The 22,988-nt window shown below is 66.7% G+C and carries 18 protein-coding genes; 12 read left to right on the forward strand and 6 right to left on the reverse strand.

All coding sequences use genetic code 11. The annotated features are described in order from the left end of the window. Positions 1 to 8: 8 nt before the first annotated feature. The 4 genes from C8C92_RS18360 (at position 9) to C8C92_RS18375 (ending at position 8,613) form a co-directional block, all read left to right on the forward strand. Positions 9 to 1,355: a hypothetical protein gene (locus tag C8C92_RS18360; RefSeq protein WP_243420272.1), complete on the forward strand. Its 1,347-nt coding sequence runs from the start codon at positions 9 to 11 to the stop codon at positions 1,353 to 1,355. Positions 1,356 to 1,477: 122 nt separating this feature from the next. Then, a complete protein-coding gene (locus C8C92_RS18365; RefSeq protein ID WP_116744881.1) occupies positions 1,478 to 2,935 on the forward strand; it encodes an MFS transporter in 1,458 nt (485 codons plus the stop codon). Continuing rightward, entirely contained in the window at positions 2,932 to 4,074 is a 1,143-nt protein-coding gene (locus C8C92_RS18370) for an efflux RND transporter periplasmic adaptor subunit (RefSeq protein WP_116744882.1), read from the forward strand. The genes C8C92_RS18365 and C8C92_RS18370 overlap by 4 nt, the downstream gene beginning before the upstream one ends. A gap of 9 nt (positions 4,075 to 4,083) precedes the next feature. Next, positions 4,084 to 8,613 (forward strand): multidrug efflux RND transporter permease subunit, encoded by a 4,530-nt coding sequence (locus C8C92_RS18375; RefSeq protein WP_165829486.1) that lies wholly within the window; start codon positions 4,084 to 4,086, stop codon positions 8,611 to 8,613. Here C8C92_RS18375 and C8C92_RS18380 read toward each other — a convergent pair. Next, positions 8,600 to 9,505, reverse strand: coding sequence for a LysR family transcriptional regulator (locus tag C8C92_RS18380; RefSeq protein WP_116744883.1), 906 nt, complete (start codon positions 9,503 to 9,505; stop codon positions 8,600 to 8,602). The two genes, C8C92_RS18375 and C8C92_RS18380, sit on opposite strands and share 14 nt — an antisense overlap. A 6-nt stretch (positions 9,506 to 9,511) precedes the next feature. After that, on the reverse strand, positions 9,512 to 10,960 hold the full coding sequence (locus C8C92_RS18385) for a M20/M25/M40 family metallo-hydrolase (protein ID WP_116744884.1): 1,449 nt from the start codon (positions 10,958 to 10,960) through the stop codon (positions 9,512 to 9,514). A 173-nt stretch (positions 10,961 to 11,133) separates the two neighbouring features. Here C8C92_RS18385 and C8C92_RS18390 point away from each other — a divergent pair, with 173 nt between their 5' ends. From C8C92_RS18390 to C8C92_RS18400, 3 genes are all read left to right on the forward strand, one after another. Continuing rightward, positions 11,134 to 11,664: a GNAT family protein gene (locus tag C8C92_RS18390; RefSeq protein WP_116744885.1), complete on the forward strand. Its 531-nt coding sequence runs from the start codon at positions 11,134 to 11,136 to the stop codon at positions 11,662 to 11,664. Between the two features lie 120 nt (positions 11,665 to 11,784). Beyond that, positions 11,785 to 12,243, forward strand: coding sequence for a glycine zipper domain-containing protein (locus tag C8C92_RS18395; protein WP_116744886.1), 459 nt, complete (start codon positions 11,785 to 11,787; stop codon positions 12,241 to 12,243). Positions 12,244 to 12,384: 141 nt separating this feature from the next. Further along, entirely contained in the window at positions 12,385 to 13,335 is a 951-nt protein-coding gene (locus C8C92_RS18400) for a protein phosphatase 2C domain-containing protein (RefSeq protein WP_116744887.1), read from the forward strand. On the opposite strand, the gene C8C92_RS18405 is transcribed toward C8C92_RS18400, so the two are convergent. Beyond that, the gene (locus C8C92_RS18405) at positions 13,316 to 13,735 is read right to left on the reverse strand and encodes a DUF2177 family protein (protein WP_116744888.1); all 420 of its coding nucleotides are present in this window, start codon (positions 13,733 to 13,735) and stop codon (positions 13,316 to 13,318) included. The two genes, C8C92_RS18400 and C8C92_RS18405, sit on opposite strands and share 20 nt — an antisense overlap. Positions 13,736 to 14,160: 425 nt before the next feature. On the opposite strand from C8C92_RS18405, the gene C8C92_RS18410 reads away from it, so the two are divergent. The 5 genes from C8C92_RS18410 to C8C92_RS18430 all read left to right on the forward strand — a co-directional run bounded on the left by C8C92_RS18410 (position 14,161) and on the right by C8C92_RS18430 (position 20,849). After that, complete coding sequence (locus C8C92_RS18410) at positions 14,161 to 15,669, forward strand: FHA domain-containing protein (RefSeq protein ID WP_243420273.1); 1,509 nt, start codon at positions 14,161 to 14,163, stop codon at positions 15,667 to 15,669. Positions 15,670 to 16,060: 391 nt separating this feature from the next. Next, positions 16,061 to 16,654, forward strand: coding sequence for a metal-dependent hydrolase (locus tag C8C92_RS18415; protein WP_116744889.1), 594 nt, complete (start codon positions 16,061 to 16,063; stop codon positions 16,652 to 16,654). A gap of 115 nt (positions 16,655 to 16,769) precedes the next feature. Continuing rightward, positions 16,770 to 17,288: a sigma-70 family RNA polymerase sigma factor gene (locus C8C92_RS18420; RefSeq protein WP_243420274.1), complete on the forward strand. Its 519-nt coding sequence runs from the start codon at positions 16,770 to 16,772 to the stop codon at positions 17,286 to 17,288. Beyond that, positions 17,288 to 18,256 (forward strand): FecR domain-containing protein, encoded by a 969-nt coding sequence (locus C8C92_RS18425; RefSeq protein WP_165829487.1) that lies wholly within the window; start codon positions 17,288 to 17,290, stop codon positions 18,254 to 18,256. Before C8C92_RS18420 ends, C8C92_RS18425 begins: the two co-directional genes overlap by 1 nt. Positions 18,257 to 18,371: 115 nt before the next feature. After that, positions 18,372 to 20,849, forward strand: coding sequence for a TonB-dependent receptor (locus tag C8C92_RS18430; protein WP_116744892.1), 2,478 nt, complete (start codon positions 18,372 to 18,374; stop codon positions 20,847 to 20,849). A 7-nt stretch (positions 20,850 to 20,856) separates the two neighbouring features. Here C8C92_RS18430 and C8C92_RS18435 read toward each other — a convergent pair whose 3' ends face one another. From C8C92_RS18435 to C8C92_RS18445, 3 genes are all read right to left on the reverse strand, one after another. Then, on the reverse strand, positions 20,857 to 21,744 hold the full coding sequence (locus tag C8C92_RS18435; protein ID WP_116744893.1) for a pirin family protein: 888 nt from the start codon (positions 21,742 to 21,744) through the stop codon (positions 20,857 to 20,859). Then, positions 21,741 to 22,139, reverse strand: coding sequence for an OsmC family protein (locus C8C92_RS18440; RefSeq protein ID WP_116744894.1), 399 nt, complete (start codon positions 22,137 to 22,139; stop codon positions 21,741 to 21,743). The genes C8C92_RS18435 and C8C92_RS18440 overlap by 4 nt, the downstream gene beginning before the upstream one ends. Positions 22,140 to 22,217: 78 nt before the next feature. After that, positions 22,218 to 22,937 (reverse strand): SIMPL domain-containing protein, encoded by a 720-nt coding sequence (locus tag C8C92_RS18445; protein ID WP_243420275.1) that lies wholly within the window; start codon positions 22,935 to 22,937, stop codon positions 22,218 to 22,220. Between the last annotated feature and the right edge of the window lie 51 nt (positions 22,938 to 22,988).

The raw sequence follows: 22,988 nt of genomic DNA on the forward strand, positions 1-22,988 counted from the left end.
GTGGATTGATGGCTTACGTAATAAGTCAGCGCGAACTGCGCACATTAGCCGCCGTCGCCGCTTTCGCCATGTTTGCGCTATTGACAGCCTGCACCGTACAGCCTGTGCAGAAAGAAGACGATCTCCCAACAATCACGGCCCACGTTCCCTTCCGGGCACAAGTGGTGGGCCTGCAGTGGCTCAATCCCCTGCAGCGGCTCGACTATCCGACCGAGTGGCAGCTGCTATGGACGTTGGGGTTGGCCAAGCCCAACGAAAATGACGATATGGTCAGGACGGATCCCAGGGGGTTCAGCACCTTGCAGGCCGTCGCCCCCATTGCCCACGATCTCGATGGCACGGAAACCTTGAAGGGCTATCACTATAAATATGTGCGGAAATTAACCAGCATATTTCATGACATTTACTACTCCAGCCCCACCTACTTTTATCGGGTCTATCCCAAGGATCAAAAACAAAACTGGCGGGAACTGGCAGGCATCCGCGTCGAATATGCCCTGCCTGCGGGTAAGTTGGACCCGGAAGAGGCAAAAAACACTATACGCGAACGCATCACCAACACATTCAATATCGGCAATGTCAATTTCTCCACCCTCTGGACCCGCGCCACCCCACCCGATGTGCGCATCACCCTGGGTGGCAACAACGCGGGCTTCGCCTCCCTGCAAGCCGCGCTGGCCTATCTGGAAGCGCATCCGCAGCAAACCGTATGGGTCATGAACTGGGATGCGCCGAGCCGGCCGAAAACCATGCAAATCAATGAAAACCTGGTGCTGCTGGTGCTGGCCGGCCCTGATTACAAGACGGAACGGGCGGCGCTGGCGTGGATAGGCTATCCGGCCACGAAAAGCGTGGCGGACTTTGAACTGAGCAAGGACCAGCCGCCGCGCGCCGTGCAGGCGTGGCAGGCCGTATTTGCCGAAGCGGCGCGCCATGGCGGCAAGACGGAAGAAGACATCGGTTACGTCATCCACGACGCCAACAGGACCCTGCCCTCGTCATCCGACCGGCTGGGCCAGCTGGCGCAGGCGCTGACCATGGAAGTGCCGGGCTTCGACTTCCTGCCGCAGACCTTCAATACACCGGCCCTGCTGGGCGAAATGGGTGCCGGCACGGCGCTGACCAATGTCGCCCTGGGCATCGCCCATGCGAACCACGTCGGCAAGCCGGTGCTGGTGGCGGGTACCAGCGATCCTGCCAGCGTCACGGGCGTGCTGGTGTCGCCACCCGACAAAGTGCGGCCCATCAATCACGACAAACCGTGGTTCCGCGCGCGCGGCGAAAACCATGCGTATCTGCCGTGGTGGGGCATCCGCCACGACGCGGCGGACGCTATGCAGGGTTATTCAGATTGAAGTCCGAAGGCACCGCTCCTCACATGGCGTCAAACGCAATAACACAATGCAAATGATGCGTCTTCCGCCATGCCAGATCCCTCAGTACCATGTGGTGACCCTATTCGAGGATCCACCACGCCATGCAAGCACCGTCAAAACCCGCTCCACCCGAGCAGCAGGCCACCGAAGCCGGTAGCGTCACCACACCCGTGCGCGGCGCGCTTGCCAGCCTGTCCCTGGCGATGCTGCTGCCCGCGCTGAGTACCAGCATCGCCAACGTGGGCTTGCCCGACATGGCCAGGGCCCTGCACGCACCGTTCCAGGATGTGCAATGGATCGTGCTGGCCTATCTGCTGGCCATCACCGCGCTGATCGTCAGCGTGGGCCGCCTTGGCGACCTGCTCGGCCGGCGCCGCCTGCTGCTGGCCGGCATCGCGCTGTTTGCCATTGCCTCCATCCTGTGCGCGCTGGCGCCCACCTTGTGGCTGCTGGTTGCCGCGCGCGCCCTGCAGGGCCTGGGCGCTTCCGTCATGATGGCGCTGACCATGGCCTTTGTCGGCAGCACCGTGCCCAAGGCAAGGACGGGCAGCGCCATGGGCCTGCTCGGCACCATGTCGGCCGTCGGCACCACGCTCGGCCCCGCGCTGGGCGGCCTGCTGATCGCGCACTTCGGCTGGCAAGCCATTTTCCTCGTCAACGTGCCGCTGGCCGGCGTGGCGCTGCTGCTGGCCTGGCGCTTTCTGCCAGCCGACCAGCGCGGCGCCAACGCCAAACGGCCCGTGTTCGACCACGGCGGCACCGTGCTGCTGGCCCTGACCCTGGGCGCCTATGCGCTGGCCATGACCCTGGGGCGCGGCCATTTCGGCGCGCGCAACGTGGCGCTGCTGCTGGCTGCCTGCGTCGGCGCCATGCTGTTCGTCCGCGCCGAACTGAAGGCGCCGGCGCCGCTGATACGCCTGGCCATGCTGCGCGCGCCCGTGCTCAGCGCCGGCCTGGCGACCAGCATGCTGGTCTCGACGGTGATGATGTCCACCCTGGTGGTCGGCCCCTTCTACCTGGCGCGCGGCCTGGGCCTCGGCACGGCCGCCACCGGCATGGTGCTGGCGGCCGGGCCACTGGTGGCGGCGTTCTGCGGCGTGCCGTCCGGCTGGCTGGTGGACCGCTACGGCTCGCAGCGCATGGGCGGCGCGGGCCTGTGCGGCGCGGCCTTCGCCTGCCTGGCGCTGGCCCTGCTGCCCGCCAGCCTGGGCATTGCCGGCTACGTCGTCCCGATCATGCTGCTGACGGCCAGCTATGCGCTGTTCCAGGCAGCCAACAATACAGCCGTGATGGTCGATATCGCTGCCGAGCAGCGCGGCGTCATCTCCGGCATGCTCAATCTGTCGCGTAATCTGGGCCTCATCACGGGCGCCTCCGTGATGGGCGCCGTCTTCGCTGCCGGCACCAGCGATATCGCCAGTGCTCCGCCAGCCGCCATGATCGGCGGCATGCACGCCACCTTTGCCGTCGCCAGCGCGCTGATACTCGCCGCGCTGGCCATTTTCGCGCTCGGCTGCGCCCTGGCCAAGCCCCCCACGCCTTCCGGAGACCCCGCATGATGCGCCCCCGTCCGATCCCGTCCCTGCCCGTCCCGCTGTTACTGCTGCTGGCCCTGGCCAGCAACGCCACGTTATCCGGCTGCGGCCGTTCCCAGGCCGCGCCTGGCGGCCCGCCGCCCAAGCCCACCGTGTCAGTGGCGCTGCCCGAATCGTCGATGGTGCAGGCGACCCTCGACTACACGGGCCGCATCGAAGCGTCGCAGCGCGTGGAAGTGCGCTCGCGCGTGTCCGGCTATTTGCAGCAGATCGCCTTTCGCGACGGCCAGCAGGTCAAGGCCGGCGATGCGCTGTTCGTCATCGACCCGCGCCCCTTCGCCGCGGCGCGCGACCGTGCCCGGGCCAGCCTGGCCCAGGCCGATGCGCGCAGCAAGCTGGCCAAGGCCCAGTTCGAGCGCAGCAACCGGCTGCAGCAAACGGGCGCGGCCAGCACCGAGGAGCTGGAACGGGCGCGCGGCGAACTGGAAGGCGCGCAGGCGGCCGTCATGCTGAGCCAGGCGGAATTGCGCAGCGCCGAACTGGAACTGTCTTTTACCACCATGCGCGCGCCCATCGCCGGTACCGTGTCGGACCGCCGCGTCGATGTCGGCAACTACGTGGCCGGCGGCGCGGCGCAGAGCGGCGTGCTGACCACCATCGTTGCGCACAGCCCCGTGCGCGCCATGGTCGACCTGTCGGAAGCGGATTTCCAGCGCCTGCGCCAGCACAGCAGGCTGCCATCGAAGGTGCAGCTGGCGCTCGACGGCGGCGGCCCCGCGCAGGATGCCAGCGTGGACTTTGTCGACAACGAAATCAGCGCCCGTTCGGGCACGGTGCGCCTGCGCGCCAGCCTGGCCAATGCCAACCGCGCCATCATGCCGGGCAGCTTTGCGCGCGTGCGCATTCCCGTCGGCGCGGCGCAGCAGCGCCTGCTGGTGCCCGACGCCGCCATCCTCAGCGACCAGAACACAAAAATGGTGTTCGTCGTGGACGCGGCGGGCAAGGTGGCGCCACGCAAGCTGGAACTGGGCGGCCTGCGGGGCGACAAGCAGATCGTGCTGTCCGGCCTCGGACCGCACGAAAAAGTCATCGTCTCCGGCGCGGCCAAGGTGCGCCCGGGCGACCAGGTGCTGGTGGCCGCTGCGCGCGCCAACGGCGCATAAGGAGAGAACATGCGTTTTTCCCGATTTTTCATCCGCCGTCCCGTGTTTGCCATCGTGCTGTCCATCCTCATCACCGTGGTGGGCGCGGTGTCGGCCATGCGCCTGCCGATCTCGGAGTTTCCCGAGATCGTGCCGCCCACGGTGACCGTAAAGGCCAACTATCCTGGCGCCTCGGCGCAGGAAATCGCCGATACCGTCGCCGCGCCGATCGAACAGGAAATCAACGGCGTCGACGGCATGCTCTACATGTCCTCGCAGTCGGTGGGCGACGGCAAGCTGACCGTCAGCGTGGTGTTCAAGGCGGGCACCAACGTCGAACAGGCGCAGTCGCTGGTGCAGAACCGCGTGGCGGTGGCAGAAGCGCGCCTGCCCGATGCCGTGCGCCGGCTGGGGCTGGCCGTCAAGAAGGCATCGCCCGACCAGCTGATGGTGGTGCTGTTCGATTCGCCGAAAGGCACGCGCGACCAGCAGTACATTTCCAACTTCATCGGCACCGCCATCAAGGACAAGCTGGCCCGCGTCGAAGGCGTGGGCGACATCTACACGCGCGGCGCGCGCGACTTCTCGATGCGCATCTGGCTCGACCCGGCGCGCGTGGCCTCGCTGGGATTGACGGCGCAGGAAGTGATCGCGGCGGTGCGGCAAGCCAATTCTCAGGTCGCCGCCGGCGTATTGAACCAGCCGCCCGGCGGCAGCGACGGCGCCTTCCAGGTGCAGGTGCAGGCGCAAAGCCGCCTGCGTGACGTGGGCGAATTCGAAGCCATCGTCGTGGCCGCCCATGCCGGCGGCGGCGTGGTGCGCCTGCGCGACGTGGCGCGCGTCGAAATGGGCGCGCAGGATTACACGGAAAGCGGCTTTGTCGACAACCGCACGGCCATCGCGCTGAGCATCAGCCTGCTGCCCGGCTCGAACGCGCTGGCCACGGGCGACCGCGTGCTGGACCTGCTGGCCAAAATGCAAGCCGACTTCCCGCAGGACGTCGCCTACCACACCTATTACAATCCGACCGAATTCATCCGCTCCTCGATCGACAAGGTGCGCGACACCATCTTCGAGGCGGCCTTGCTGGTGTGCCTGGCCATGCTGCTGTTCCTCGGCTCGTGGCGCGCCGCCATCATTCCCATCCTGGCCATTCCCGTGTCCCTCGTCGGCACCTTCAGCGTGCTGGCCGCGATGGGCTATACCCTCAATACCCTGTCGCTGTTCGGCCTGGTGCTGGCGATCGGCATCGTCGTCGATGACGCCATCGTGGTGGTGGAAAACGTCGAGCGGCACATGGAGGAAGGCATGAGTCCCGTCGCTGCGGCGCAGCGCAGCATGGATGAAGTGGGCTTCGCCCTGGTCGCCATCGCGCTGGTGCTGGTGGCGGTCTTCGTGCCGACGGCCTTCATCGACGGCATCTCCGGCATGTTCTACCGCCAGTTCGCCGTCACCATCGCCGCCTCCACCGTGATCTCGGCGCTGGTCTCGCTGACGCTGTCGCCGGCCCTGGCCGCACTGCTGCTCAAACCGCAGCACGATGCCAACAGCCTGGGCGCGCGCTGGATGCGCATTTTCAACCGCGGCTTTTCCCGCCTGACGGGCGGCTACGTGCGGCTGACGGGACGCATCCTCTCGCGGCGCTGGCTGATGCTGCCCGTGTACCTCGTGCTGGCGGGCCTGACCCTGTGGCGCCTGGACGCGACGCCGCACGGTTTCGTGCCGCAACTGGACCGCGGCTACGCCATCGTCTCGATCCAGCTGCCGGCCGGTTCGACCCTGGCGCGCACCAGCGAAGTGGTGCAGGATGCCACGGCACGCCTGATGAGCCATCCCGGCGTGGCTCACACGGCCGCCTTCGTCGGCACCGACGGCGCCACGTTCACGTCGGCGCCCAACACGGCTGTCATCTTCACCATGTTCAAGGACTTCGGCGCGCGCGCCAGCGATGGCCTGGACGGGCCGGCCATGCTGGGCGCCCTGCGCGGCAAGCTGGCGCCCATCAGCGCGGCGCGCGTGATGGTGATCCCGCCACCGTCCGTGCGCGGCATCGGCACGGGCGGCGGCTTCAAGCTGATGCTGCGCGACACGGGCGGCCTGGGACCGCAAGCCTTGCAGGCGGCCGCGCGCGGCATCGTCGAGGAAGCATCCAGGCTGCCCTCGGTGACGGGCGCCTTCACGCCGTTCAACGCCATGAGCCCGCAGATCAAGGTTGAACTGGACCGCACCAAGGCCGAATACCTGGGCGTGCCGCTGCTGCGCCTCAACGAGACCCTGCAAAGCTACATGGCGCCCGTGTTCGTCAACGACATGAACCTGATGGGCCGGGTCTGGCGCGTCACCGCCCAGGCGGACGCGCCCTACCGGCGCAGCGTGGCGGATCTGGCAGCCCTGAAGACGCGCGCCGTCAACGGCGACATGGTCCCGCTGGGCAGCGTGGCCACCTTCAGCGAAGGCACGGCGCCGTTCCGCGTGCCACGCTACAACCTGTATCCAGCGGCCGAAATCCAGGGCAGCACCAAGCCTGGCTACTCGACGGGGCAAACCATCGCAGCGCTGGAAGAACTGCTGAAGGCGCGCCTGCCGGCCGGCTTCGACTACGAGTGGACGGAACTGGCGCTGCAGGAAAAACACGCGGGCGGCAGCACCGGCATGGTGCTGGGCCTGGCCGTGCTGCTCGTGTATCTGCTGCTGGCAGCCCTGTTTGAAAGCTGGCTGCTGCCCCTGTCCGTCGTGCTGATCGTGCCCAGCTGCGTGCTGGCCACGCTGATCGGCGTGTCGTGGCGCGGCCTGGACAACAACGTGCTGACGCAGATCAGCATCGTGGTGCTGATCGGCCTGGCGGCCAAGAATGCCATCCTGATCGTTGAATTCGCGCGCCAGGCGATGGCGGCCGGCGCCGATGCGCGCGAGGCGGCCATCGCCGCCGCCCGCACGCGCCTGCGGCCCATCCTGATGACCTCACTGGCCTTTTTGCTGGGCGCGATACCGCTGATGCTGTCTTCCGGCGCGGGCGCGGAAATGCGCCAGTCGATGGGCACGGCCGTCTTCGCCGGCATGTTGGGCGTGACCGTGTCCGGCCTGTTGTTTACACCGTTGTTTTTTACCTTGCTAAGCCGGCGCCGCACGGCGCCTTTGCTGGCGGCCACGCTGCTGGCCCTGGCCGGCTGCAGCGTCGGCACGCCCACGGCGACGCGGGCGCTCGCTACTGCGCAGCTGCCGGTCCTGCCCTCGGCCGCCGGCGCACCGGAGCTGCAAGCCGGCGCCCCGCCGGCGCTGTGGTGGCAAACACTGGGCGACGCCAGGCTCGATCAATTAGTGAAACGCGCCTGGCAAGACAATGACGACGTGCGCATCGCCGCCGCGCGCCTGGCCAGCGCCAGCGAATTTGCGCAAGCGGCGCGCGGCGCGCGCCTGCCAGCGGCGGACCTCGATGTCCAGGCCGGGCGCGCGCGTCTGGCGGCGATCGGGAGCCGCGACGGCCAGCCGCACATCGCCTCGCCGGTACAGTGGAACGCCGTCTTCAGCTGGGAACTCGACCTGTTCGGCCGCGTGCGCCACAGCATCGCCGCTGCCGAGGCCACGGCGGACGAACGCGCCGCCGTGCGCGACGACGTGCGGCGCCTGATCCTGGCGCAGGTGGTCGATGCCTACCTGGTGCTGCGCGGCGCGCAGCAGATGCGCGCCAGCCTGCAGGAGCAGCTGTCGAACCAGTCCGGTACCTTGCGGCTGGTGCGCGAGCGCGAGAACGCGGGCCGTGCGGCGCCGGCCGAACGCATGCGCGCCGAGGCGCAGATGCGCCTTGCCAGCGCCCGCCTGCCCAGCCTGAACTTTGATGAGCGCGCGGCGCGCAACCGCCTGGCGACCCTCACGGGGCAGCGCCTCGATGCGCCGGAACTGGCGGCGCTCGACCAGCCGATGCCGCTGGCGCTGCCACAGGCCCTGCTGACGGATGAACCTGCCCACCTGCTGCTGCGCCGGCCCGACGTGCGCGCGGCCGAACGTGCGCTGGCGGCGGCCAGCGCGCGCGAAGGCGCTGCCATCGCCGAGCGCTTCCCGCGCATCAGCCTGGGCGCGCTGTTCGGCGCCTCCGGCGTGGCCGGCGACTGGAATGGCGGCCACGCGGCGCGCTGGCATGCGGGCGCCGCCTTTACCCTGCCGCTGTTCGATGGCGGCACGCGCCGCGCCCGCGCCCGCGCGGCAGGCGCCGAAGTGCTGGCCGCGCAGGCCGGCTTCGACAAGGCGCTGGCGCTGGCACTGGAAGAAACCGACAGCGCCATCGCGCAATGGGTACAGCTGCGCAGCCGCCATGCGGAACTGCGCGAGGCGCACCAGCTGGCGCAGGAAAGCGCGCGCCTGGCCAGGGTGCGCTACCAGGAAGGAGCGGAAAGCCTGCTCGGCGTGCTCGAAGCGGAACGCATCGCGCTGGCCACGCAGGAGCAGCTGGTGACTGCCCAGCGCGACGTGGCCATCGCCACGGCACATGGCTACACGGCCATGGCCGGCGGCTTCGACGGGCCCGCGCAGCAGGCCGCTGCCGGCGGCATCAGCCGGCGTTGATCCGGGCCGCGCAGGCGTCGACCACGCAGCCGCGCAGCCAGCGGTGGGCCGGGTCGGCATCCATGCGCGGATGCCACATCAGCGATACGGTCAGGTCGGGCATGCCTAGCGGCAGCGCAAAGCTGAACATGCCGGCGCGCAGATTGCCCGTATGCCGTTCCGGCACGGTGGCGATCAGGTCGGAGCCGGCGGCCAGCGCCAGCGCCGCCGTAAAGCCGCCGACGATACTGGCGATCGTGCGCTGCAATCCCAGGGCGGCCAGGGCGTCGTCCATCGGTCCCGTATCCTGGTCGCGCCGCGCCACCAGCACGTGCTGGCCGGCCGCATAACGCTCGGCGCTGATGTCGCCTTGCGCCAGCGCATGGCCGTTGCGCACCACGCCCACGAAACGGTCGCTGAACAGCCTGCGCGTGCGCACTTCCGGGCTGGTGAGACTGCCGATCACGCCCGTTTCCAGGTCGATGCTGCCCTCGCGCAGCTGCACGCTTTCGCGGTCCAGCTTTTGCACAAAGCGCAGACGCACGCCAGGCGCTTGCGCGCCGATATGCGCGAGCAGCGCCGGGCCGAAATTTTCCACGAAACCGTCGCTCGCACGCAGCGTGAATGTCTGCGCCAACTGGCGCGGGTCCAGCTGCTGCGCCGGACCCAGTACGGCCAGCACCTCGCCTAACAGGGACCCCACTCTTGCGCGCAGCTCCAGCGCGCGCGGCGTGGGCACCAGTTCACGGCCGGCGCGCACCAGCAACGGATCGCCGGTCGTCTCGCGCAGGCGCGCCAGGGCGCGGCTCATGGCCGATGGACTCAGACGCAAGCGCCGCGCCGCGCGCGTGACGCTGCCTTCGGCCAGCAGCACATCGAGCGTGATTAACAGGTTCAGGTCGGGTAGCGACATAGGCGCTTACTCGCCCTGCTCCGGCGCGCGGCCGATCTCGCCGTCGATATTGGCCAGGAACCAGGCCAGCGACGCCATCAGCGCCACGTTGCGCTTGAGGTTATCCGGGTCGACCTTGTCCAGCGTGTCGGCCGGCGTGTGGTGGTAGTGAAAATAGCTGTGGCTGTCGACCAGCGGCTCGAAGCTGGGCACGCCGCCCGTTTCCAGGCGGTGCAAGTCGCCCGTGCCCAGCGCGTCGCGGCGCGTGAAGGCGTGCGCGCCCATCGGTTGCAGGGCGGCCAGCAACGGCGCAAACAGTTTTTCCGCCTTCGGCCCCACGCTGGCCTTGATGCCGAACGGACGGCCAGCGCCGCTGTCCATCTCGATGGCCGCATACTGTTTGCCGAGCGCCTGCTTGTGGGCCTCGAAATAGGCCTGGCCGCCACGGCCGCCATTTTCCTCGTTCATCCAGGCGATCACGCGGATGGTGCGGCGCGGACGGTAGTCGAGCTTTTTCAGGGTTTCCACCACGCCCATGGCCGCCACCACGCCGGCGCCGTCGTCGTGCGCGCCCGTCGCCAGGTCCCAGGAATCGAGGTGGCCCGAGACCACTACCACTTCGTCGGCCTTGTCCGTGCCCGGCCAGTCGGCGATGACGTTGTAACTGTCCGCCTCGGGCAGGTTTTGTGGCGTCAGGGTCAAATGCATTTTCATCGGGCCGCGTGCGGCCAGGCGGCCGATCAGCAAGGCGTCTTCCACGGTGACGGCGGCGGCGGGAATGCGTTTGTTGTCATCGAGGCCCGTGGCGCCCGCATGCGGGATGCGGAAGTTCGCGCCGCCCACCGAACGCACCAGCGCGGCGGCCGCACCCAGGTCGGCCGCCGCCTTCGGTCCATTGAAACGGAAGCGCGAACCCTGGCCGTAAGTCACGCCGGCCAGGCCCCGCTCGGCCATCTCCTGGTCGAACGGCGTGTCGATCAGCACGATGGAGCCCTTCACTTGCGCCGCGCGCGCCTTGAGTTCCTCGAAGCTTTTGACGATGATGAGGGGCGCCGTCAGGCCGGCGGCCGGCGTGGCGCCCGAACCGCCCAGGGCGGTCAGCACCACGCGCTGCGATACGCCCTGCGGACGGCCCGCATAATCGACGATGTCCGCCGTTTCCACACCGCGCACCCAGTGCGGCACTTTCACGGGCTGCAAGGTGACGGTGGCGCCCAGCTGGCGCATGGTCTCGGCCACCTGCTGCACGGCGGCGGCCGCGCCAGCGGAACCGGACAGGCGCGGGCCGATCAGATCCGTCATGTCGGCCAGGCGCGCATACGCCCAGTCGCTGTGCAGCGCCGTGTCGCGCACCTGCGCCAGCGCTTGCGGCGCATTGCCTGGCGCGGCGGCAAAGGCGCCGGCACTGGCGGCGCAGCCAAGGGCAATGAATAAGGCGGAACGGCGCAGTGGCGCGCCAGTCAGGATGCTATGCATGTAGTGTCAATTCCAGTCAACGAGGTCGAAGCGGGTACGCCGTGGCCAGGGGCAAGGCGCGGCTTTCTACGATAGCGTATTTATTCTGTCATTGCAGCAACTTTTACGGGATCGATTGCCTCTCCCCCCGGAGTCGATTACCATCAAGATCGTGATCGCTACCGGATACCGCCATGCTCAAGGGAACACTCTGTAACGTCCGGCATTTGCAGGCCGCCGACCTGAATGCCTATATTTCCCTCGTCAACGACCTGCCCTCGCGCGGCGAGTTTTTCTCGATGCAATTCAAGTCGCCCGAGGCCATGCGGCGCGACTTCCTGCAATCGGGCTTTGTCACCGAGGACAGCGAATTGTTCCTCATCGAAGACAAAGCCCAGCACATCATCGGCACGATCACGCACTTCAAGAGCCGCACACCAGCCTCGCGCGAGATCGGTTACCGCCTGTTCGACCGGCAGCGGGACGGGCGCGGCTACATCAGCGAAGCGACGCGCCTGGTGGTCGATTACCTGTTCAACGCCTATGCGTATCATCGGCTGGAGCTGCTGATGGACCCGCTGAACATCGGCTCCGAGCGCATCGCGCAAAAGAACGGCTTTACCGAGGAAGGCTTGCTGCGCCAGGCGTTTTTTATCAATGGCGCGATGCGCGATGTCAAAATGTACAGCCTGCTGCGGCCCGAATGGCAGGCGCGCCTGCGCTGACTTGTTACCATCGGGGCAGGAGTGTAAGAAGTTGTATTAGACGTGGAACAAGCTGGTGACAGCAGCTATAGTCCAGTCCATGCAGATCATTGTGATCTCGCCGGAATGGAAGGAAATGCCATGTTGAACAAGAAACTCCTGGGTGCGGTAATGGTAGCGGCAGTGGCTGTGTCTTCGGCCGCAGTCGCCGGTGACCGCGACTTCAATACCGTTGCAGGCGCCGTTGTCGGAGCGGCCATTGGCAACAGCACCGGCGGGCGCAATGGCGCGATCGTCGGTGGCGTGCTAGGCGCCGCCGTCGGCAACAGCATCAGCACGAATGACCGCCATTATGACCGTGGCGGCTATCGCGGCGGCTACCGTGGCGGCTACCGCGAAACCTATTACGCGCCTGCGCCGCAACCGGTGTACTACGCGCCGGCACCACAGCCCGTGTATTACGCGCCGCCACCACGCTACTACGGCCCACCGGCTGTCGTCTACGTGCAACCGGGCCGCGGCTACTACCGCGACCATGGCCGCCGCGACTACCATGACCGCGGTCACGGCCACGGTCACGGCTGGGGCCATCGCCGTTAAGCGCCGCCCTGCACCATGAAAAACCTGCGCCAGCCTGCTGTCGCAGGTTTTTTTGTTAGATAAGCAAGGTATCGCCCCTGCACAATTTCAGCTAAGCTGTATCCTATATCAACATTGCTGGCCGCGTGGACCGTTCAACCGATGCATTTAATCAAAGACGCGCTTGACTTCGGCCCCTGGCTCGATGCCGCCGCCGGCAGCAGCGTGGGCGCCGGCCCCCTGCCGCGGCGCGAAAACCAGGACAACTTCCTGCTGATCGATGCCAGCGGCCACGCCGTCTGCCTGTCGCGGCAGGCGCCATTCCACTGCCAGGTGCCAGGCTGGCCGCGCGGCCATGTGCGCGCAGCCGTGCTCGACGGCATGGGCGGCCACGGCCAGGGGCGCGAGGCGGCGGAAGCGGCCGTGCAAGGCTTGCTGGCCATGCCCGCCTGCCTCGACCCGGCCAGCCTGGCAGCCAGGCTCGACGCTCTGCATACGCGCTTGCAGGACGATTTCGCCAGGAGCACGCCAGCCCAGGCGCGACCGCCGGGCACCACCCTGACCTTGCTGGAAGTGCCACCCGGCGAAGCGCCGCTGCTGTATCACGTGGGCGATTCGCGCCTGTATGAACTTGCCGATGGCGTGGCCAGCATTCTCACCGTCGACCACGTGCCGGCCACCGTGTACGCCATGCGCGGCGCGCTCGACGAGACGCGCTGGCGCGCCACCGTGCACGGCGAACACCATCCGCAAATCTCGCAGGCATTTATTTTAGGCAATGCCCTGAGTGACAGCTTGCAGCTCGACAAGCCCCTGCGCGGCCTCGATGCATCCACCTTGCCGCCCTTCCTGGGGCATCTGGGCGACCGCCGCGTGCTGCGCGTGCGCCCCGGCGCCCACTATGTGCTGGCCAGCGACGGCTTCTGGGCGTGTGACGATCCGCTGGCGCTCACGGCACGCTGGCCCGCCTTGTGTGCCGGCAAGAGTGCTGCCCAGGCCGTCAGCGCCCTGTTCGACGACTTCCTCTCCGATCCGCCAACAGGTTTACATAGCGACAACATTACCTTGCTGACGCTGCGCTTCGAGGCGGCGTTCAGCGCCCCAGTCGGCTAGCCGCCAGATAACCGGCCGTCGCCGACACGGCCGACAGCACGGCGCCCCAGGCCATGTCGATCGCCGTCAGGCCCAGCGGCCAGTCACGCAAGGTGGCATAGTTGCTCAAATCATAGGTGCCATAGGCAAGCAGTCCAAGCAGTGCCCCCAGTGCCGCCGCCGTGCGCCCGCGCCGCGCGCGCAAGCCCGGCAAAATGGCAAACACCAGCAGCCCCGCCACGTACAGCAGATAGAACAGCACTGCCGGCGCCCAGCGCGGGGACTCCGCCAGCAGCGGCCCCAGCGCCGCAGCGTACACGGGCTTCATCAGCACCGCCAGCCACAGGGCGTCGATGGCCAGGAAGACGCACAAGGTGGCGGCATAGGCAATGGCAAGCTGGAGTGGGCGTTGGGCGGGCATGATCGTCTCTCGATTCAAGCATTGGGGGAACGACCAGCATAAGGCAAAATGCCCCTGGCTCGCATCGCGGGCGTAAAAATGCCCGGCCGGCGCGCCCGCGCATTGACGCGACGCGACCCCATGCAATATCAAAATAACATATCCAGAAAGACATAACGTGTGTTTTTGAGCAATAGTTTCCATGACACATATGAAGGGGTGTGACCAGGGACATGAATTTGGGCAAAAAGTGCGCATTCCGAGGCCGCGAAAGTTGCCAAGCAGGCGCAAAAGCGCGTAAGCTCTCATTTAGACCAAAGGGCAAAATATCCCCGCTCGATTCGAGTCAGAATGTCATGAAAAAATGCAGCAACCCGGAGCACCCGCACTGTACGTTCTGGGTCTTGCCTGGGGATACAGTCTGTGCGGGCAACCACCCGCAAGCGATGACTGCTCCCAGCAGCTACGACCTGTTGACCGCACTGCGCAGCGCCCGTTCCGAGCCATCGGCAACGGCGCTTTCGCACGCCCCTGCGCATGATTCCGATATTCGCGATGCTGTTATTCGCGATGCTGCCACTCAAACGGTAAGCCGCTCCTCACCGGCGGCGGCCGCCCCGGCATGCACGCCAGCGCCCGTTGCGCCGGCAACGCTGCCGCCCGCCTACCAGCCAGTGCAAGCCCACCTGCACATCAGCGGCTTCGATCCCCGCGCGGCAGGCGGACGACAAACCCTGAAGATGGAATTGCGCGGCATGAGCGCCGCCTGCGCGCCGCAGCTGACCTTGCGCCTGCGCTCGGATCTGATCCCCCGTGGCCAGGTGCAGCATGATTTCGTGCGCACCACGCGCGGCGACTGGCGCCCCGTGTTTGTCGAGTTTTCCTCGCGCAACAAGGAACACGGGCAATACCAGATCGAAGTGGAAGTGCACAGCCATGTCGATGGCGCCGTGGCGCAAAAATGGGTGTGCACCTTCGTCATCCTGGTGCCGCGCCGCGACGCCACGCTGACGGAAATCCACCAGATCTTCCTCAGCACGCACAAGAATGTGCGCGTGATGGCCGACGACGCCTCGATCGCCCGCGTGACGGGCGGCGACGGCTGCAACCTCGACGTGACGGCGCGCAATGCCGGCATCGCCCACGTGGATTTATCTGCGCCGCAAGGCAAGATCGACATGGGTTTTACCACCATCGCCTGGGACGAGGAGTTGATCGAAGTCGACCTGCCCGCCGCCAGCCACTGCCATCCGCACCCGAGCCAGGCCGCCTGCCTCGTCAATGCGGCGCCGGAAGCGGGCGAGCAACGCCAGATCCGCCTGTTCGCGCTGGAAGAATGCATGCTGGGCCGCTTCGAACTGGTGGACCCGGAAGCCGATGTGCTGCTCAGCCATTTCAGTCCCGACGGCCAGGATAACAATGGCTTGACGCGCCGCCTGTCGGGCCGCCATGCCATCATCCGGCGCGGACAGCAGGGCTTTGAAATCGAGGATGTATCGCGCTATGGCATGCTGCTCGACGGCGCGTGGCCCGGCAAGCACAAACCCGTCGCCCTGCGGCTGGGCATGCGCATCGAATTGTCTGCCAGCATCAAAGGCATCGTCGTGCTCAGCGTGACGGCCATCCTGGCGCACGGCGTGATCCTGCACCGCATCGACCACGGCGCCCGCGCCGAATGTTTTTACCTGCTGCTGCCGGACACCCAGCCCACGCCGGCCAGCCACCTTGCCACGCCGCAGGCCAGCTGCCTGCCCGTGCTATTCCACCGCAACGGCGGTTTCTGGCACCTCGATAACGCCAGCGGCAAGGAAACCGCGCTGGCCACCGCCACTGCGCTGGATAAACTCAGCGGCTTCGCGCGGCACAACCGCTTCGCCAGCGAACCGTATCCGGAATGCTGGATCATCCGCACCGAAGGCGCGGCGCTGTGCGATAGCAGCGCGCTGACCGCCTGACGACGCTTCCTGGCACCACGCTACCCGCTAGCGGGGAACGAGCACCAGGAAAATCATCGACAAGCCCAGAATAAACACCGCTTCCAGCGTAAACACGATGGCGGGTATCTGCAATTCGCGCGGGATTTTCATGGCGAGACCTCTTCAAAACACAAGACTGCTTTCAGCATAGCGCGCCCTGCGCCAATTGCATTATCAGTCGCATAACACACTTGAATGCCCGGCATGACTTGCAGAGTCCGCTAGCCAGGCCCTGCCGACACACAATTTAACAAATTATCGCCAGATATTCTGCAAAATTCACCCCTCTACGCCCTTGCATACTGTATATTCATCCAGTTAATATTCCCCTGTATTTCACACAGCGCCCGCATGGCGTTTTACATTTTCTATGGCTTCCAACAAAGCGCATCATGCGACCGGTTGGGCTGCCGGCGTGATCGCCGCAGCCCTGGTCGCGCACGCTGGCGCCGGTGGCCCCTACCAAGTGCTGAGCATGCTCGCCTTTGTGATGGGCGCACTGGGCGGCACGGCGCCGGACTGGCTGGAAGTGGCCTGGTGGGCGCGCACGCACCGGCTGTGGATCACGCACCGCACCTGGACGCACTGGGGCCTGGCCTGGATCGCCCTGCTCGTCTACACGTATCTGCAATTGCCGCACCACCTGTGGGCGCCGCCCCTGTTCGGCTTTGCCGCAGGCGGCATCATGCATCTGCTGGCCGACTGGCCCAATCCGTTGGGCGTGCCGTGGATTTTCCGCCGCCACTCGCTGCGCTGGTGGAAAAGCGGCCGGCACGACATCATCGTCATCCTCGCCGCCTGGCTGGCCGCCACCGTCGTGGCCGACCACGTGTTTTTCGATGGCATCCACCTGCGCCGCACCGTGCTGGCGCTGGACAGCCTGCTGCACTGGTCCGCTGGCGCACTCCAGACGGCCTGGGCGGATCTGCAACAGTGGCAAGCGCGCTGGCGCCTCGGTGGCTGACGCGAATTGACGCCGGCGGCGTGGCAATGTGATAATGCGTATCATTCTCAAACAGCCCAGCCAGCCGGCACCCCGCGTTCCGTCAGCCCAGCTCATCCCTTGCCTGGAGAACGCAGTGAGTACCATCAGTCCCGTCCATGCCATCCCCCTGACCACCCTGTACAGCGAACACCACGGCTGGCTGTATGGCTGGCTGCGCGGCAAGCTGGGCAACCGCGCCGAGGCGGCCGACCTGGCGCAGGACACGTTTTTACGCCTGCTGGGCAAGCGCGAGGTGACACTGCTGGCGCCCCTGCGCGAGCCGCGCGGCTACCTGGCGACCATCGCGCGCGGTCTGCTGATCGACCGCTACCGGCGCCAGGCGCTGGAACATGCCTACCTGGAAGCGCTGGCGCAGCAGGCCGAGCCGGCATCGATCAGCGCCGAAACGCATGCCATCATCATCGAAACCCTGCTCGCCGTCGACCGCCTGCTCGACCGCCTGGGGGCGCGCACGCGGACCATCTTCCTGCTGGCGCAAATCGAGGAGCTCAGCTATGTGGAGATCAGCCGGCGCCTCGGCGTGTCCCTGCCGACCGTGAAAAAACACCTGGTGCGCGCCTACACGGAATGCCTGCTGCTGGCGGCCGCCTGATGTTCACCGCATCGGCCTCCGCTTCGTCGCCCATCCGCCGCAAGGTGCTGGCCGCCGCCGCCCACTGGCATGTGGAACTCCAGTGCGGCAGCGCCGACCCGGCCGCCGTGCAGGCATGGCGCGACGCCAGCGCCGAGCATGAACGGGCCTGGCAGCTGCTGCAGCGCATGGACGGCCAACTGGGCGCGATACCGGCAGCGCTGGCGATTCCCGCCCTGCAGGCGGCACAGCAGCGCCGGCGCGCCGCCGCCAAAATACTCGCCGTGCTGGTGGCGGCCGGTGGCGGCATCGTGCTGGGCCAGGCGGGCTTGCAATCGGGTCCATGGCAAGCCCTGACGGCATCCTTGCGCACGGCGCCGGGCCAGCGCCGCCACGTGACCCTGGCCGATGGCGGGCGCATGGAGGTCAATACGGATAGCGCCGTGGATATCGACTACAGCGCCGCGCGCCGCCGCATCCACCTGCACCATGGCGAAATCCTGATCACGACGGCATCCGATGCCCGCCCCTTCCTGGTCGATACGCCGCACGGCGTGATCCGCGCGCTGGGCACGCGCTTCGGCGTGCGCTGCGATGCGGACGGCAGCGTCGTCAGCGTCTTCGAACACGCGGTGGAAGTGCGCTGCGCGGCGCGCCCGGACGCCGTGCGGCGCCTGGAAGCGGGCCAGCAGTTGCGCTTCTCCGACACGGGCCTGGCAGCCGTGCTGGCCATGCCCGCGCACCAGGACAGCTGGCTGCGCGGCATGCTGGTGGCCGCCGACTGGCCGCTGCAGCAACTGGTAGCGGAACTGGCGCGCTACCGGCGCGGGCGTCTCGCCTGCGACGCCAGAGTGGCGCGGCGCCCCGTCACGGGCACCTACCGCCTCGACGATATCGACGCCGTGCTGGAAAGCCTGTGCGCCTCGCACGGCCTGCAAGTGACGTACTTCACGCGCTACTGGGCCACGGTGTCGGCCCGTTCAACCTGATTATTTTCAGTTTTTTTGCGCCAGGGGTTGGTGTTTCGCTGCGCTGCTTCGGCTTGATAGGTAAGTAGCCGATTCATACGCCAATCCTTATCCCTTTAGAGCAGAAAGACCAAGCATGCAGCTGACCACCCCCGTCCTCCATCCCGCCGCGCGCGCCATCCGCCTGGCCGTCCTGGCCATGGCGTGCGCCGCCCCCGCCGCCTTCCTCGCCGTACCCGCGCTGGCACAAGGCCAGGCCGCCGCCAGCGCGCCGCAAGCCTACACCATTGCGGCCGGCCCGCTGGCCACCGCCCTGAACGATTTTGCCGTCGCCGCCGGCGTCAGCCTGTCGACCGATCCCGCGCAGACGCGCGGCCTGCGCTCGCCCGGCGTGCGCGGCAGCTTCAATGTCGGCCAGGGCTTTGCCCAGGTACTGGCCGGCAGCGGCCTGGAAGCGCTGCAGTTGCCGAACGGCGCGTATGTGCTGCGCCAGGCGGCGCCAACCTCCGCCTCGGCGACCGGCGTGGAAAAGACCATGGCGCCTGTGACGATCAGCGCCAGCATGGAGCGCGACCCCGTCAGTGAACACAGCAACTCGTACGCGGCGCGCGCCGTCACCGTCGGCAAGGGCGTGCAAACCCTGCGCGAAATTCCCCAGTCCGTCAGCGTCGTCACGCGCCAGAAGATGGACGACCAGAACCTCAATACCATCGACGCCGTGCTGGCCAATACCACCGGCATCACCATGTACGACAGCCCCATGGGCGGGCGCTATGTGTATTCGCGCGGCTTCATGGTCGACACGTACCAGTTCGATGGCGTCAACCGCGCCATGTTCTACCCGCAGGCGAACAGTTTTACCAGCAACACGGCCATGCTCGATCGCGTGGAAATCGTGCGCGGCGCCACAGGCCTGCTGCAGGGCACAGGTTCGCCGGGCGCCGCCATCAACATGGTGCGCAAACGCCCGCTGGCGGAAAAACAGGTGCAGCTGGCGCTCAGCGCCGGCCGCTGGAACGACGTGCGCGGCGAAGTCGACGTCACCGGCCCCTTGAACGACTCGGGCAGCATCCGCGGCCGCGTCGTTGCCGCGCACGAGCAGCGCGATTATTTTTATGACGTGGCCGACAGCCGCACCGACGTGCTGTATGGCGTGCTGGAATTCGACCTGGCGCCCGGCAGCAAGCTGACGACAGGCGCCAGCTACGAAAAACTGAAGTCGACGCCGTTTTTCTCGGGCATGCCCCGCTACCGCGATGGCAGCGACCCGAAACTGCCCCGCTCGGCCTACCTCGGCGCGGACTGGAACCGCTGGGACAGCCGCCAGACGGCCGCCTTCGCCGAATTCGAACACCGCTTCGATGCCGACTGGTCGCTCAAGGCCAGCGCCAATTACACGCGCGAACAGCACGACGTGAAATACATGTTCAACCTGGGCGCGCTTAACCCGGCTACCATGGCCGGCATGATGATGTACGCCGGCGTGTTCGACTACGGCACCAACAACAAGGGACTCGATCTGTCGCTCGATGGCAAATTCAACGCCTTCGGCCGCCGCCACGGCTTCAGCGCCGGCGTCAGCACGAACCGGCTGCAAAGCGACAGCGACTACAGCCTGGCCATGATGAAGCTGCCCAATAGCGCGCTGCAACCGAATCACGGCGTGGCGGAACCGAGCGATGCCTGGATACGCAAAGAACAATATGGCGGTGGCCACAGTCTGACGAGGATGACGCAGACGGGTGCCTATGGCGTGGCCCGCTTCAGCGTCAGCGACCCGCTCACCGTGGTGGCGGGCGCGCGCGTGTCGAACTACAAATCGACCAGCGTGTACCGCGACACGGGCGAGGTATATCTCGATCCGTCCCGCGAAAACGGCGTCGTCACACCGTATGGCGGCGTCATTTACGCATTCGACAAGCGCTGGTCCGGCTACGCCAGCGTCTCCGACATCTTCCAGCCGCAAAACCAGCGCACGGCCGCTGGCGCCCTGCTCGATCCGCTGAAAGGCCGCAACCTGGAAGTGGGCGTGAAAGGTGAACTGTTCGACGGCAAGGTGAACACCTCGCTGGCGCTGTTCCGCATCGAGCAGCGCAACCGCGCCGAGGCCGATCTGGTCAATATCTGCACCAGCGGCACGGAGTGCTATTTCTCGGCGGGCAAGGTACGCAGCGAAGGCCTCGACGCGGAAATCAGCGGCGAAGTGGCGCCGGGCTGGCAGCTGTTCGCCGGCTACACCCTGAACAATTTCAAGTACCTGGAGCAGACCTCGAATGCGGGCGTGATGTTTGCCAGCACCTACTCGCCGCGCCACATGCTGCGCGCGTGGAGCGACTACCGCCTGCCCGGCGCCTTGCAAAAGTGGAGCGTGGGCGGCGGCGTAAACTTCCAGACGGAAAGCTCGCGCGTCACGCGCGACGTGACCGTGGCGCAAGGCGCGTATGCATTGTGGAGCGCGCGCGCCGCGTACCAGATCGACCGCAACTGGACGGCGGCACTGTCCGTGACGAATCTGCTCGACAAGCGCTACTACCAGACGGTGGGCGCGCCGGCCTGGGGCAATTTCTATGGCGAGCCGCGCAAGGCGCAACTGACCTTGCGCGCGCGTTTCTAAGAGGGACTCAGGTCGCCGGGCGCAGGGGCGCCTTCGGCAACGGGATGAATTCCATCTCGCCCGGCACGCTCCCCATGCGCTGGGCGCTCCAGTCGTCGGCCGCCTGCGACAAACGCTCCTTGCTCGACGAGACGAAATTCCAGAACAGGAAGCGGTGGCCGTCCAGCGGCTCGCCGCCGATCACCACGAATTGCACCGGGCCGCTGCTTGCCGTCACCACGGGCACGGCGCCGGCCTCCAGCAGCGCCATGGTATGCGGCACCAGCGCCACGCCATCGAGCAGCACCTCGCCGCTGATCGGATACACCGCCGCTTCCGGCGGCAAGCCTTCCAGGCGCAGCTCGCGCCCCGCCTGCAGCGCCACGTCCAGGTACAGCGTCTGCATATAGGTGCGCACGGGCGAGGTCTGGCCAAACGCCGAACCGATCAACACTTTCACGATGGCGCCATCGAGCGCCACGACGGGAATCTCGGCTTGCGGCGTGTGCGTGAAACTCGGTTCGTCTTCTTCATGCGCCTTGGGCAGCGCGGCCCACAGCTGCAAGCCGTGCGTGCGGTGCGGCTGGCCGGCCAGGTCGTGCGGCGTGCGCTCGGAATGCACGATGCCGCGCCCGGCCGTCATCCAGTTGATGGCGCCCGGCTCGATGCGCTGGTACGAGCCGATGCTGTCGCGGTGGTCGATCGCGCCTTCGAACAGATAGGTGACGGTGGCCAGGCCGATATGCGGATGGGGGCGCACGTCGTGGTTGGCATCGGGCGCCACGTCAATGGGGCCGAAATGGTCAAAGAAAATGAAGGGGCCGACAGCCTGTTTGACGGCGGACGGCAGCAAACGCCGCACGACAAAGCCGCCGCCCAGGTCCTTTTCGTGGCTTTTCAGGATGGCCGCGCTCATGCCAGCACCGTCGTCACTTCGGTGGTCACAGCCGTCATCAATTTATGCAGCGGGCATTTGCCGGCTGCGGCCAGCAATTCCTGGCGCTGCGCGTCGCTCAAGTCACCGCTCAGGTGCAGGGTGGCGGCCAGGCGGTACACGCCCTTGCGCTCTTCGCTGGCATCGCGCTCGGTCGACACTTCCACATGTTCCAGGGGGATGCCCTTGTGTTTGGCGTACCAGACCACCGTGAGCGCCTTGCAGGCCGACAGGGCCGCGTCATACAGGTCGTGCGGTGAAGGACCGGCATCGCCGCCGCCTTCAGCCACCGAGGCGTCGGCGGAAATGATGTGATCGCGCACGTGCACGATGTGGCGCATGGGTTGCGACTGGTCGCGGATGGCTTTGATGGTCATGGCGTTCCTTGGAGCGTTTGGAAAGCCACAATTTACACCGTTTGCCCGCTTTGCGCAGCCAGCTCCCCGGGCGCCAGGCTATTTGATACGGAACAGGGCGTCCACCGTCTGCCCCATCTTCATGACGGTGACCATCAGCATGTCGTCGGGATTTTGCCGCTGGCGGCTGTTCGCGCGCTGGTAACGGTCGGACGGCACCAGGCCCACCGCATTGCCCAGGTTTTTCAGCTGGTCCGAGGAGATGCCGGCCACGGCGCCCACGCGCTTGCCGAAGCCGCGCGCCATGGCATCGGCCTTGCGCTGTGCATCCTTGACGGCTTCGCCCATCAATTCCTCTTCCAGGCGGATGCGTTCGGTGGCGCCGAAGGTGACGGCAAACGCATCGAGGTTGGGCATGGCCAGCAGCGGACGCATGACGGCGGGCCATTTCGACAGGTCCGCCACATTGATATGCACGCTGGCCTTGATCAGGTACTGCGGATTGGCCGGGTCCTGTTCCGCGCCCTTGCGGATTTCCTTGCGCACGTCGCGCACCTCGATGCCGGCCGCCGCCTCGGGCAAACCCTGCTCCACCAGCAGCGCCTTGACTTCCGTAATGCGCGTCTGCACGAGGAGCGTGGCCGCTTCGGGCGAGGGGTCGAAGACGCTGACGTCGAAATCGATCTCGCCCAGGTCGGGCAAGACAAAGCTGAACGCCGTCCCCGTCGCATGGATGAAGGGATAAGAGGGCAAGTCGCTGGCCAGGACAGAGACGGGTAGGCAGGCGAACACGATGGACAGCAGGCGGCGTTTGAACACGGACACTCCGGCACGGTTAAGGTGCATGAAGTATCGGCCAAGATGACATAT

Origin of the sequence: Janthinobacterium sp. 78 (assembly GCF_003096775.1) — a bacterium.
GTDB classification, from domain to species: Bacteria; Pseudomonadota; Gammaproteobacteria; order Burkholderiales; family Burkholderiaceae_D; genus Janthinobacterium; species Janthinobacterium tructae.

What these genes read in the sequence shown, in the direction of transcription:
- C8C92_RS18390 (WP_116744885.1), top strand. Translation starts at nt 11,134, where the DNA reads ATGCTCAAGGGAACACTCTGTAACGTCCGGCATTTGCAGGCCGCCGAC.
- C8C92_RS18440 (WP_116744894.1), bottom strand. Translation starts at nt 22,139, where the DNA reads ATGACCATCAAAGCCATCCGCGACCAGTCGCAACCCATGCGCCACATC.
- C8C92_RS18425 (WP_165829487.1), top strand. Translation starts at nt 17,288, where the DNA reads ATGTTCACCGCATCGGCCTCCGCTTCGTCGCCCATCCGCCGCAAGGTG.
- C8C92_RS18395 (WP_116744886.1), top strand. Translation starts at nt 11,785, where the DNA reads ATGTTGAACAAGAAACTCCTGGGTGCGGTAATGGTAGCGGCAGTGGCT.
- C8C92_RS18430 (WP_116744892.1), top strand. Translation starts at nt 18,372, where the DNA reads ATGCAGCTGACCACCCCCGTCCTCCATCCCGCCGCGCGCGCCATCCGC.
- C8C92_RS18435 (WP_116744893.1), bottom strand. Translation starts at nt 21,744, where the DNA reads ATGAGCGCGGCCATCCTGAAAAGCCACGAAAAGGACCTGGGCGGCGGC.
- C8C92_RS18400 (WP_116744887.1), top strand. Translation starts at nt 12,385, where the DNA reads ATGCATTTAATCAAAGACGCGCTTGACTTCGGCCCCTGGCTCGATGCC.
- C8C92_RS18365 (WP_116744881.1), top strand. Translation starts at nt 1,478, where the DNA reads ATGCAAGCACCGTCAAAACCCGCTCCACCCGAGCAGCAGGCCACCGAA.
- C8C92_RS18380 (WP_116744883.1), bottom strand. Translation starts at nt 9,505, where the DNA reads ATGTCGCTACCCGACCTGAACCTGTTAATCACGCTCGATGTGCTGCTG.
- C8C92_RS18410 (WP_243420273.1), top strand. Translation starts at nt 14,161, where the DNA reads ATGACTGCTCCCAGCAGCTACGACCTGTTGACCGCACTGCGCAGCGCC.
- C8C92_RS18360 (WP_243420272.1), top strand. Translation starts at nt 9, where the DNA reads ATGGCTTACGTAATAAGTCAGCGCGAACTGCGCACATTAGCCGCCGTC.
- C8C92_RS18370 (WP_116744882.1), top strand. Translation starts at nt 2,932, where the DNA reads ATGATGCGCCCCCGTCCGATCCCGTCCCTGCCCGTCCCGCTGTTACTG.
- C8C92_RS18415 (WP_116744889.1), top strand. Translation starts at nt 16,061, where the DNA reads ATGGCTTCCAACAAAGCGCATCATGCGACCGGTTGGGCTGCCGGCGTG.
- C8C92_RS18385 (WP_116744884.1), bottom strand. Translation starts at nt 10,960, where the DNA reads ATGCATAGCATCCTGACTGGCGCGCCACTGCGCCGTTCCGCCTTATTC.
- C8C92_RS18375 (WP_165829486.1), top strand. Translation starts at nt 4,084, where the DNA reads ATGCGTTTTTCCCGATTTTTCATCCGCCGTCCCGTGTTTGCCATCGTG.
- C8C92_RS18405 (WP_116744888.1), bottom strand. Translation starts at nt 13,735, where the DNA reads ATGCCCGCCCAACGCCCACTCCAGCTTGCCATTGCCTATGCCGCCACC.